Consider the following 12,394-nt stretch of genomic DNA (forward strand, 5'->3'; position numbering starts at 1 on the left):
TATTGCTTCAATAGGACGCCCAATTTCGATATTTGTTACAAGCGAATTGTAAAATGCTCTTTTTCTTGTTCTTTTCTGAAAAAAACCAGTCCCCAGTAAAAGCTATCTATAGTTACACGGACAGAAGGATCAGCTTTGATCTCTTCCCATGCTTCTTCCATTTCTGCCGACCAGTGAATATCATCAAAGATAAAAACTGAATTGTTCTGAGCGAAAGGAAGTAGCTTTTTAAAGTATTTTAGAGTAGGTTCTTTTTGATGATTTCCATCGAAATAAACAAGATCAAATCTTGAATCTTTGTTTGTGTTTTCTTTTTCTAATATGGAGTCTAATAATACGTCGAATTCGCCAATTTGGACAGATATATTTTTTAAATTGAATTCATCAAAATACATCTGAGCGACATTAGCCGTTTCTGAACAACCTTCTAGACTTGTTAGTGAAATAGGATTATCCATTGCAATTGCTGCAGAGGATATTCCTACAGAAGTTCCTAATTCCAGTCCAGATTTAAACTGAAAATAAGAGCCTAGTTTATTTAGAAGAATCGCTCTTTTTAAAGGAATACCTGCATTTTTTGCGATAGCTGAAATCTTGCGATTATTGGATTTGAAGACCTTACTTCCAGCACCAAAGTCGGTTACTTTAATACTTTTTTTATCTCTATGCACAGCATTCCAATAGACTCTTATTTTCTGAAATGCGGGTGTATCATTTTTCAGATACAAACATTTTGTAAGCAGATCATATACAAATGGAGAATGCACTCCATGTTGGTTGGAAGATCTGAACAGGAATTTTATATAAGCAAAAATTTGATGCAATAATTTAAATTTATTTTCAAAATTCAAAATTCAAAATTCAAAATTTCAATTTTAGTGAATTTTAAACCCGAAACCCGAAACCCGAAACCCGAAACCCGAAACCCGAAACCCGAAACCCGAAACCCGAAACCCGAAACCCGAAACCCGAAACCTCAAATCCGAAACCTCAAACCCGAAACCTCAAACCTCAAACCCGAAATTTAAGAATCTTTCGCCCCTAGCTCAAAATAACGTTCTGTCTTGTTTTCTATGGAATCCTCAACTTCCTTAAGCTCTATAGACTTCTTTGCAATCTTATCTGAATCCAAAATTTCTAAAAATTCCTGCTGAATCTTTTCTTTCTTCTTTTCAAGATTAGCGATCTCCTTTTCAAGCTTATTGAATTCTTTCTTTTCGTTATAGGTAAGTCCGCTTTCAGATTTTGCTTCAGATTTAGAAGCAACCTCTTTTACATTATTATTTTTAGATTTTCCGTTGGATTCAGCAATCTGACTGTCCTCATATTCGCGATAATCAGAATAATTTCCTGGGAAATCTTCAACTTCAGCATTTCCTTGAAATACAAAAAGGTGATCCACAATCTTATCCATGAAATACCTGTCGTGAGAAACTACCACTAGGCAACCAGGGAAATCCAATAAGAAATTCTCCAAAACATTCAGGGTAACTATATCCAGATCGTTTGTAGGTTCATCTAAGATCAAGAAGTTAGGATTCTGAATAAGAACAGTACATAAATACAATCTCTTTCTTTCTCCACCACTTAATTTTTCTACAAAGTCATACTGCTTTTTACGATCAAAAAGGAAACGCTCTAATAGTTGCTGTGCAGAGATCTGTCTCCCTTTTTGAAGAGGAATATAATCGCCATATTCACGAATAACATCAATTACTTTCTGTCCTGGTTTCGCTTGGATTCCACCTTGGGTATAATATCCAAATTTAATAGTTTCACCAATGGTTACTTTTCCCGAATCTGGTTTAATAGCTCCTGTCAAGATATTTAAGAAAGTAGATTTCCCGGTTCCATTTTTTCCAATGATCCCAATACGTTCTCCCTTTTGGAAGTTATATTCAAATTTATCTAGCAATTGCTTGCCTTCATAACTTTTAGAAATTTTATGGATCTCCACGATCTTGCTTCCTAAGCGTTCCATATTGATCTCCAATTGAACCTGATGATCTTTTCTTCTTTTAGAAGCGCGATCCTTGATCTCATGAAAATCATCTATTCTAGATTTAGATTTTGTGGTTCTTGCCTTTGGCTGTCTTCGCATCCAATCTAATTCCTTCTTAAAAAGCTGCTTTGCTTTATCGGTATTAGTTTGGTCCAATTCTATTCTGGCATCTTTTTTATCTAGGTAATAAGAGTAGTTTCCTTTATATGTATAAAGATTTCCATCTTCCAACTCTACGATCTCATTACACACATTTTCTAAGAAATACCTGTCGTGGGTAACCATAAAGATGGTGAAATTCTCTTTTTTAAAGAATTCTTCCAACCATTCTATCATATCCAGATCTAAATGGTTGGTAGGCTCATCCAGAATAATAAAATCTGGTTTGCTTAAAAGCATCACGGTTAACGCAAGACGTTTCTTTTGTCCTCCGGAAAGATCACCTACTTTTTTATCTAGTTGATCCAGTTTCATCTTGAAAAGGATCTGAGTATATTGAGTTTCAAAATCCCATGCCTGATGCATTTCCATAAGCTCGAAAGCTTTTTGATATGCATCTGCATCCTCTGGATTCTCTAATGCTTTTTCATATTGTGCGATCACTCGCATGATCTCGTTATCCGATGCAAAAATAGTTTCCTCTACCGTTAGCTTTGGATCAAGATCTGGCTCCTGAGCAAGGAAGGCCGAAGTAATACCTTTTCTGTATACAACTCTTCCATCATCTGGAGTTTCTGTACCGGCAAGTATATGTAATAAAGTGGTTTTCCCACTTCCGTTTTTTGCTACAAAGCCTACTTTTTGTCCTTCATTGATTCCGAAGGAAATATTAGAGAATAATCCAACTTCGCCAAAAGATTTAGCAATATTTTCAACCGATAAGTAATTCACAGAATAAATTTTTTGCAAAAATAGCTAGAATTTACGGAGTTAAAAGAAGATTAGTTTTATTATTAGCCCACAACCGCTATATTTGTTTTACAGGCTATGCTTTCAAGGTTTATATTATTTGATTGAAAAGCATATTCTTACCCAATATCTAGCTATTTTGAATTTATTTACATCGATCTCCGCTTATGAATTATAAATTATTGGTATTTATTGGAATTGTTGTTTTAAGTTTCACCTCATGCATTTCTACAAAAAAGATCACCTATTTGCAGCAGGATGAAACAGCGGTAGACAGCATTATTCAAATCCAACGTCTTCAAAAACCATATAGAATTCAGATCAATGATCTTTTAAGTATTAGGGTAAAAGCACTCGACCAGGAATTAGTTGGGATGTTCAATCCTATTAACGATGCGAATGTTGCAGCTACAGGGGAAGAAAGATTGTATTACGATGGGTTTTTAGTGGATCCTCACGGTAATATTAGAATTCCTTCTTTGGGGGAAATTAATGTGATGGGTTTTACGGTGGATGAGGTGAGAGAGCGAATAGAAAAAGAATTATTAGATCAATACTTTAAAGATGAAGCAAATATTTTCGTAACCGTTAAATTAGCAGGAATAAGATATACGACCTTAGGAGAAATAGGTTCGGGGAGTCAGGTGGTTTATAAAGAACAGGTGACAATTATGGAAGCAGTGGCAAATGCTGGAGGTGTAACTGAGTATGGGGATCTAACTAATATTAAAATTATAAGGCAATACCCTGGTGGTGAGAAAATACATAATATAGATCTCACCAGTATTAATGCAACTAAAAGTCCCTATTATTATATTCAACCCAACGACCTTATTTTAGTAGATCCATTACCTCAAAAAGCATTAGGCTTTGGAACTACGGGATTAGCTACTGCAAGGGATATTGTAGGCGTAGTAACTTTACTTACTTCTGTAATCTTAATCTTTACAAGATAATGGCAAATGAAGATGATCATATTTCCGATGTAGGTTCTACTTTCGATTTTAAAGGCTTTCTTCTTAAAATTCTAAGTTACTGGCAACTTATTCTTGTTTCTGTTGCAATCAGTATGGCGGTAGCTTATTATAATAATGTTAGGAAATTACCAGTTTACCAGTTAGGAAATTCCATTTCCATTAAAGATGATCAAAATCCTTTTTTTAGTGCAAATACCAGTCTTACTTTTAATTGGGGGGGGACATCAGATAAGGTAACAACCGCTACTACCATTTTAAGATCCCGATCTCATAATGAGGAGGTTGTTTCTAAACTTCAATATTATCTCGAATATTTAAAGGAAGGCGAATATCAAAGAGTGGATGCTTATGGAAGTACTCCCTTTATAATCACAGTAGATACAACTCGTTTCCAAGCTGTAGGTTTACCAATTACAATTACTTTTAAATCTGAAGACAGTTTTAATTTAAAAGCAAATCTTCCATCTTCCTTTGCTACACAGAATTTCGGGACTAAAGAAAAGGGATCTTTGAGTTTAGATACTCAGGAATTCAGTCGAGATTTTAAGGTTGGGGAAGCTATTCAATTACCATTTTTTAGTGGTTTAGTAACTAGGAGTAATCAAGCCCTTCAGGTAGGAACACCATTTTATATCAGTTTCATGAATTTCGATTCAGCTGTAGGACGATATCGCGGTTTGGGAATTGGAAATGATAATTTTAATGGATCTATGATCAATTTGTCTATGACGGGCGGTAATAAAGCCCGGATCGTAGAATATTTAAATGGAACAGTGGCCGTGTTGAGCCAGAATATGCTAGAACGTAAGAATTTGTTTGCCACAAAAACTATTAGATTTATAGATAGTAGCCTAGCGGTGAAATCAAGGGAATTGAAAGTAGTGGAAGATGAACTTAATGATTTCAGAAATGAAAATGCAATATTAGACATCTCAGCAGAAAGTTCTCAAATTTCAACTAAACTTGCAGGATTTGATGTGCGCAAAGAAGATATTAGGAGGCAACTCGCATATTTTGGCACGTTGGAAAGTTATCTCCAAACTAAGACAGATTATTCTAATGTACCAGCCCCATCTGTAGCAGGTATTAATGAAGGAAGTATTACTTCCGGGGTGGGCAAGATCTTGGAATTATCTCAGGAACGAAGTAAATATCAATATTCACTTAAAGAAAATTCCCCAGTTTTTGCAGATATAGATAGGCAGATCAATTCGGTAAAGACGGTATTATTAGAGAATATAAGCTCTTCTACAGGGCTTTTACAAGGAGAATTAAGATCCATCAACGGGCAAATAGCACAATCTGAAGCTGCAATTAAAAAGTTGCCGCAGGAGGAACAAGATCTTCTTAAGATCCAGAGAAAATATAGCATTAGTGAAAAAACTTATAGTCTCTTTCTGGAGAAAAGGAGTGAGGCAAGTTTAATTAAAGCGGCGAATGTGAGCGATGTAATGATCATTGATGGCGCTAAGGATACAGGCGGAGGGAAAATTGGACCAAATACTCAATTGAATTATGTAATGGCTTTGTTGGTGGGCGCTGTTATTCCTTTGGTTTTTGTGTTTCTTATCGTTTTTTTAAATACAAATGTGTTAAATGCTCAGGAAGTATCTAGATTATCACCGATACCAATTTTGGGATTAATAGGTAAAAATAAGGCAGAAGCGAATTTAGTAGTATTTGAAAAACCAAAATCTGCTATTTCTGAGAGCTTTAGAGGAATCCGGAGTAGTTTGCAGTTTATGTATAAGAAATTAAGCCTTACAGGTTCCAAAACTGTGATGATTACCTCTTCTGTATCTGGGGAGGGTAAAACTTTTTGCGCAATGAATTTAGCCACTGTTTTTGCGCTAAGTGAAAAGAAAACCGTTTTACTTGGATTGGATTTACGTAAGCCAAAGATCTTTGATGATTTTGAATTAAATAATGATCTGGGAGTTGTGAATTATTTAATAGGTGATAATAACGTAGATGAAATAATTCAACCAAGTAAAATTCCGTTTCTAGATGTAATTACCGCAGGGCCAATTCCCCCGAACCCATCTGAATTATTAATGGGTGACCAAATGGAAGTACTGATGGTTGAATTAAAGGAGAAGTATGATTACATCATTATGGATACACCTCCAATAGGAATTGTTGCAGATGCTATGAATTTGGTAAAATATGCAGATGCTACCTTATACTTAATTAGACAGGATTACACCAAAAGGGGAATGTTGGAATCTATAAATGAAAAATATGATAAAGGAGAAATTAAGAACATCAGTTTTGTTCTAAATTATTTCCAACATAGAGCAAAATATGGCTATGGTTACGGTTATGGTTACGGCTATGGATACGGTTATGGCTATTCTTACAATAAATACAATGCTTATGGAGAAGCGCCATCCAAATTAGGTCAGCTTAAGAAAACTTGGAAGAAAGTGATGCGAAATTTTGAATAAGATTGAAGTTGTGAGTTGTGAGTTTCCTGTTGTCAGTTATCAGTTGTGGGTTCTCAGTTGTCGTTTTGATTTTAATTTAATTTATTAATAAAAAAAGGTTTGAAGAGTTATAAGGATCTGGATATATATAATTTAGCATTTTCGTACGCAGTTGAAGTGCATAAAATTTCTATGAAACTGCCTAAATTTGAACTTTATGAGCAGGGAAGTCAAATAAGAAGATCTTCCAAAAGTATAAAAGATAATATTGTTGAAGGTTATGGAAGACGGACTTATAAACAGGATTTTATTAAATTTTTAATTTATGCACATGCCTCCTTATTAGAATGTTATTCTCAATTAGAAATGATTGATGAATTATATGATTTTCCTGAAATAAAAGAACTGAAACATAATTATGACAAATTAGGAGGCAAGATATATTCGTTTATTCAATATGTGGAAAATAATTGGAAAACCTAACCCACAACCTACAACCTACAACCGATACCTTTCACAATTATGAGCGAAGCGAATAAAGACTGGCTTTACGAAATAACACCCAAACGTAAACTAATAGATCTCAACTTCCAAGAAATTTGGAGATATCGAGATCTGTTAATATTATTCGTGAAGCGAGATATTGTAACTGTTTACAAACAAACCATTTTAGGGCCGCTATGGTTTTTAATTCAGCCATTGTTTACCTCAGTGATTTTTACCTTGGTTTTTAATAATATAGCCAGTATCCCAACTGGGAATATCCCTCCATTTTTATTCAATTTAACGGGAATTACTGCTTGGAATTACTTTAGCCAATGCTTATCTGGAACATCAAATACCTTTTCTGCAAATGCAGGAATATTTGGTAAGGTTTATTTCCCCCGGGTTATCATGCCTTTAAAAACGGTGATTTCCAATCTCTTTAAATTTGGAATACAATTAATTATATTGATAGTATTTTATATTTATTATCTATTTCAAGATTTTGATATATCACCTAATTTGAACCTAGTTTTATTCCCTATCTATGTTTTAATGATGGCCTTTTTGGGACTGGGAGCTGGAATGACAATTTCTGCATTAACTACAAAATATAGAGATTTATCGGTGCTAATGGGTTTTGCTACTACATTATTAATGTATATTTCGGCGGTACCATACCCATTAAGCCAAGTGGAATCTAAAATGCCAGACTGGGTTTGGTTAGTAAAATATAATCCATTAACTCAAATTATTGAAGGCTTTAGATATATGATTTTAGACACCGGAACCTTTACTTTTACTGGGTTTATCTATACTTTATCACTATCTTTTTTATTGTTTTTATTTGGCTTAATAGTCTTTAATAAGACGGAGAAGAATTTTATTGACACGGTTTAGAAGTTTGTTTTAATTTTTTTAAGAAATTTTAATAGATTCTGTAATTGATCCATAAGTTGATTAGAGATAATTACAATTTGAGAATATGATAGGCAAGTGTAATACTAACTTTGATGAGTTTGAATTTTGCTCAATTGGGTTAAGATTATTATTGTACAAATCAATTACTTTTTTCAGTTATTATAATCTTTCTTTAAAAAACTGGTTTATAGAATTTTAAATTAATTATAATGTGATTGTGAATTTTTTTAAATATGGTAATTACTCTTAATTCTGACCTACGTTTACTTCAAGAAATACGGTTAATTCAAGCTTTATCTGAAAGTGCATTCAAAGTAAGTGTAAAGGAAAGTGATCTTTATAAGTTATCACCTATCATAAATAAATTCAATATTTGTTTTGTTACAAATCAAGATATAGCCTTGGATTTTAAAAAGATAACAAGCATCGATCATTCAATACCTATAAGTTCAATTGGAAATATTAATCGTAACTTAATTTTTCCTCATAATATTTGTACTCATTTAAAAGATAATTGGAATACAAAGAGAAAATTGCAATTTAGCTTCTCAGGTTTTGTATCGGTTGAGCGAAAAAAAGAAATTTTTAAATGGATAGATCTCAATAGGAATAGAAATCTTTTTATTCTAATAAATCGAATATTACTAATGAGATTTCTATCACTTGGCATGTGGAGAATAAAAAATTTAATTGGTTCTTCAAAATCTTTATTGGTGGAGATTAACTTTTCTTCTAAGGGTAGAAAATTTCCTGGAAAAACATGGGATCGTCAATATTATAATACGCTCTTGAATTCGGAATTTGTACTCTGTCCATCTGGTGATTATATCTGGACTTATCGTTTTTTTGAAAGTATATTAGCAGGAGCAATACCTGTAATTGAAGCAGAATGTGATGCCTATAAAGGATTTAGATATAGATTTATGCATGAAGATATTAAAGACTTTGTCTGGACTAAAGAAGATGCAGATTATAATTATGAATTGTGTCTTTCTAAAATCACCATTCCTTTAGCTATATTAAATGAAGAACTTAATAAATTAAAGAAAGATTCAGAAAATTATACTAACAAAGTTTCTATCTAAATTAGATTATTTATATAAATTTTAGTTCCCCTAAATGAGCGTAATACTTAAAGCAGAAAATATCTCCAAACAATACCGATTGGGAACAGTTGGTACAGGTACTATTTCAGATGATCTGAAACGTTGGTGGTATAATATCAGAGGTTTAGAAGATCCATTTTTGAAAGTGGGTGCTATTAATGATCGCAGTATTATGGCGGTTGAAGATTATGTATGGGCTTTACGCGATATTAATTTTGAGGTTAAACAAGGAGAGGTATTAGGAATTATCGGTAAAAATGGTGCAGGGAAGTCTACGCTGCTCAAAATTTTATCTAGGGTAACTTCGCCAACCACTGGAAGTATTAAAACTAGAGGGCGAATTGCATCTTTATTAGAAGTGGGAACTGGGTTTCATGGAGAACTTACTGGAAGAGAAAATATTTTTATGAATGGTGCCATTCTGGGGATGACTAAAAATGAAATAAGATCTAAATTAGATGAAATAATAGATTTTTCTGGATGCGAAATGTACATAGATACTCCAGTGAAAAGGTATAGTAGTGGAATGACCGTACGTCTTGGTTTTGCGGTTGCTGCTCATTTAGAACCAGAAATATTGGTAGTAGATGAGGTATTGGCTGTTGGTGATGTAGATTTCCAGAAAAAGGCTATTGGAAAAATGCATAACTTATCTCATGGAGAAGGAAGAACAGTACTTTTTGTAAGTCATAATATGGCAAGTGTAAAAACCTTGTGTAATCGTGGTTTGGTATTAGAAAATGGATGTTCTGCTTTTGTAGGGAATACTGAAAATGCAATTTCCTATTATCTCAAGGGCGAAAATATCAAAGGAAATCTTAAAGAATTTGGTGAAGAATTTAATAGGGATTCATTTCACATAATAAGAATGTACCTCCAAAACACTTCCAATACTTATCAAGATGTACTTCTGGAGGATAAAGATATTGAGTTGGTCACAGAATTAAATATCAAGATCACGGATGCATCAAGATATCATATAACCTATCATTTACATAATGAAATGGGAGAAGCTATGTTTTCATTTTCTAATTCCAAATCTGGAGAAATTCTTAGAGAAGGTAAAAATAAAGTAACATGTTTTTTTCCTGAATCATATTTTCAAGCTGGGCAATATTTTTTAAGCTTTTTTATAATAAAAGACAGAAGGGATGCGGTTTTTATGGAAAAGGATATCTTAAGCTTCACAATTGTGAACGCATCCAGAGAAATAGGAGTTTATATGGGTACGGAACCTGGCTATATTAAACCCACATTCAATTGGGAAATTCAATAAAAATATGATACCTGTAACTAAAACATTTTTACCCTCCCAAGCAGAATATCAGGCTATTTTAAGTAAAGCTTGGGATGCAGGTTGGATCACGAATAGAGGTGGGTTGGTTAAAGAGTTAGAAGAAAAATTAAAATCTTATTTAAATGTTTCTAATATAATTGCTACTACCAACGGTACCCTTCCACTTCAAATTGCTATTAAAGCTTTAGGTTTAGAAGGAGAAATTATTACCACCCCATTTTCTTATGTAGCAACTACCGCCAGTATTGTATGGGAAGGTTGTACGCCTGTTTTTGTTGATATTCATCCCGAATATTTAACCATCGATGAATCTAAAATTGAAGCTGTTATTACAAATAAAACTACAGGAATTTTAGCAACCCATGTCTTTGGTAACCCCTGTGCAGTGGAGAAAATAGATTTAATTGCAAAAAAGTATGGTTTAAAAGTTATTTATGATGCAGCACATTGTTTTGGGGTGCAGTATAAAGGAAAATCTATTTTTGAATATGGCGACATAAGTACCTGTAGTTTTCATGCAACTAAACTTTTTCATACTGGCGAGGGCGGAGCAATTTTTGCCAATACCCCTGAGCTGCATCAAATATGTTTTCAGCTTCATAATTTTGGGCATAAAGGACAAGAAGATTTTAGTGGTTTGGGAATTAATGCAAAAATGAGCGAACTGCAAGCAGCAATGGGATTAGCAGTTTTACCATATCTGAAATCTATTTTAGAGCAGAGAAAAAGAATTACAGATTTCTATGATAAAAATCTAAATTTTTTAAATCTTCAAAAAATTAAATTAAGGGAAGAAACCGTTTGGAATTACAGTTATTATCCAGTGCTATTTAAAACTGAAGAACAGCTGATAGTAGTTAAAGACTTGTTGAATAAAAATGATGTTTTCCCTAGGCGTTATTTCTATCCTAGTTTAAATAGTCTTCCATATCTGGATAGAGTTACAATGAACATTTCTGACTCGATATCAAAACGGATATTATGCTTGCCGCTATATAATGGGTTAAATGAAAAAGATCTTTTCACCTTTCTAAATGCCATCTGATAATTATTTTTAATTTTATAAAAAAGACTATGTCATTATCAAATAATATTAAACATGATAATTTTACAACTGGAAAATTTTCCATTATAGATCCAAAAGCAATTATTGGAGTCAATGTAATTATTGGAAATTTTTGTGTTATTAAAGAAGGTGTTCAAATTGGAGACAATACTATAATTATGGATTATGTGGAGTTAAGAAAAGGTACTATTATAGGTGATAATTGTTATATTGATTCCAGGGTATCTTCTTCAGGCAATTGTATCATTGGGGATCATGTAACAATTCGTTATGATACAATACTCGCTCGAGGTTTAAAATTAGGTAATAACACTTACGTTAGTCCAAGAGTTATGACAAATAATTTAGATAGTCATAAGAACACGATAGGTGGTGCCCAAGTGGGGGAGAATTGTTTTATTGGAACAAATGCTGTTTTACAACATGGTATTCATATTGGAGATTCTGTAATTATAGGTGCTATGAGTTTTGTCAATAAAGATTGCCAATCAAATTCTACCTATTTGGGTATACCGGCAGTCAAAATAAAGTAATGGAAAAAACTAAAGTTATTATAATTGGAGGTAAAGGAACTGCTATAAACATTGCAGAAGGGATTTTAGACGCTGAAAAAAGATTCGGTAAAAATATTGAATGTATAGGGTTTGCTTTTGATGATGAATCATTTGGTAGCGTGATAAATGGATTTCCTGTTCTTTGTAAAACTAAGGAAATACTTGCTAAGTTTGGTAAATATCAAGATGTTAAATTCATTTTTCAAATGAATCATCAGGATAAAATGGTAGAACGAGCACTACTCGTAGATTCCTATAATATTCCGAAAGAAAAGTGGTATACATTTATACATCCATCAGCATTTGTTGCAAATAGTGCTAAAATAGGTTATGGATCTGTTGTTTTTGCGAATTGCGCAATACATTCTAATTCAGTAATAGGAAATCATTGCACTATAAGTGCACTTTCTTCAATTGGACATGATACTGTTTTAGGAAATCATGTTTTTATGGCAACCCATGTATGTATTGGAAGTTCAGTAAACATTCATAATAATGTTTTTTTTGGTCAGAACTCAACTGTAACTGGATCTGTTAATATTAGTGAAAATAATATCATTGGTTTATGTGCGGGAGTAACCAATAACCTAATGGAGTCTGATAAAATATATATTGGAACTCCTGCAAAAGTTTTAAAATCGATCAACTAAAAT

Annotated in this window: 11 protein-coding genes; 9 read left to right on the forward strand and 2 right to left on the reverse strand. The window is 33.0% G+C overall.

Translation table 11 applies throughout. The features are described from left to right. Window positions 1-35 precede the first annotated feature (35 nt). Window positions 36-824, reverse strand: a complete 789-nt coding sequence (locus I130_RS10475) for an O-methyltransferase (RefSeq protein WP_034922835.1) — start codon at window positions 822-824, stop codon at window positions 36-38. Window positions 825-1,024: 200 nt separating this feature from the next. After that, window positions 1,025-2,893: an ABC-F family ATP-binding cassette domain-containing protein gene (locus I130_RS10480; RefSeq protein WP_034922837.1), complete on the reverse strand. Its 1,869-nt coding sequence runs from the start codon at window positions 2,891-2,893 to the stop codon at window positions 1,025-1,027. Between the two features lie 185 nt (window positions 2,894-3,078). Here I130_RS10480 and I130_RS10485 point away from each other — a divergent pair, with 185 nt between their 5' ends. The 9 genes from I130_RS10485 to I130_RS10525 all read left to right on the forward strand — a co-directional run bounded on the left by I130_RS10485 (window position 3,079) and on the right by I130_RS10525 (window position 12,391). Further along, window positions 3,079-3,867 carry a polysaccharide biosynthesis/export family protein gene (locus I130_RS10485; protein ID WP_034922727.1) on the forward strand — a complete coding sequence of 263 codons (789 nt, stop codon included), beginning with the start codon at window positions 3,079-3,081 and terminating at the stop codon, window positions 3,865-3,867. After that, window positions 3,867-6,335, forward strand: a complete 2,469-nt coding sequence (locus tag I130_RS10490) for a polysaccharide biosynthesis tyrosine autokinase (RefSeq protein WP_034922729.1) — start codon at window positions 3,867-3,869, stop codon at window positions 6,333-6,335. The genes I130_RS10485 and I130_RS10490 overlap by 1 nt, the downstream gene beginning before the upstream one ends. A 99-nt stretch (window positions 6,336-6,434) precedes the next feature. After that, a complete protein-coding gene (locus tag I130_RS10495; RefSeq protein ID WP_034922732.1) occupies window positions 6,435-6,797 on the forward strand; it encodes a four helix bundle protein in 363 nt (120 codons plus the stop codon). A gap of 39 nt (window positions 6,798-6,836) precedes the next feature. After that, window positions 6,837-7,697: an ABC transporter permease gene (locus I130_RS10500; RefSeq protein ID WP_034922734.1), complete on the forward strand. Its 861-nt coding sequence runs from the start codon at window positions 6,837-6,839 to the stop codon at window positions 7,695-7,697. A 254-nt stretch (window positions 7,698-7,951) separates the two neighbouring features. Then, window positions 7,952-8,803, forward strand: coding sequence for an exostosin family protein (locus I130_RS10505; protein WP_034922737.1), 852 nt, complete (start codon window positions 7,952-7,954; stop codon window positions 8,801-8,803). A 34-nt stretch (window positions 8,804-8,837) separates the two neighbouring features. Beyond that, entirely contained in the window at window positions 8,838-10,100 is a 1,263-nt protein-coding gene (locus I130_RS10510) for an ABC transporter ATP-binding protein (protein WP_034922740.1), read from the forward strand. Between the two features lie 4 nt (window positions 10,101-10,104). After that, complete coding sequence (locus tag I130_RS10515) at window positions 10,105-11,166, forward strand: DegT/DnrJ/EryC1/StrS family aminotransferase (RefSeq protein WP_034922742.1); 1,062 nt, start codon at window positions 10,105-10,107, stop codon at window positions 11,164-11,166. A 29-nt stretch (window positions 11,167-11,195) separates the two neighbouring features. Continuing rightward, the gene (locus tag I130_RS10520) at window positions 11,196-11,720 is read left to right on the forward strand and encodes a DapH/DapD/GlmU-related protein (protein WP_051119677.1); all 525 of its coding nucleotides are present in this window, start codon (window positions 11,196-11,198) and stop codon (window positions 11,718-11,720) included. Continuing rightward, complete coding sequence (locus tag I130_RS10525) at window positions 11,720-12,391, forward strand: hypothetical protein (protein ID WP_034922745.1); 672 nt, start codon at window positions 11,720-11,722, stop codon at window positions 12,389-12,391. Before I130_RS10520 ends, I130_RS10525 begins: the two co-directional genes overlap by 1 nt. Window positions 12,392-12,394 lie beyond the last annotated feature (3 nt).

This window comes from Gillisia sp. CAL575, from assembly GCF_000403785.1.
Lineage (GTDB): Bacteria > Bacteroidota > Bacteroidia > Flavobacteriales > Flavobacteriaceae > Gillisia.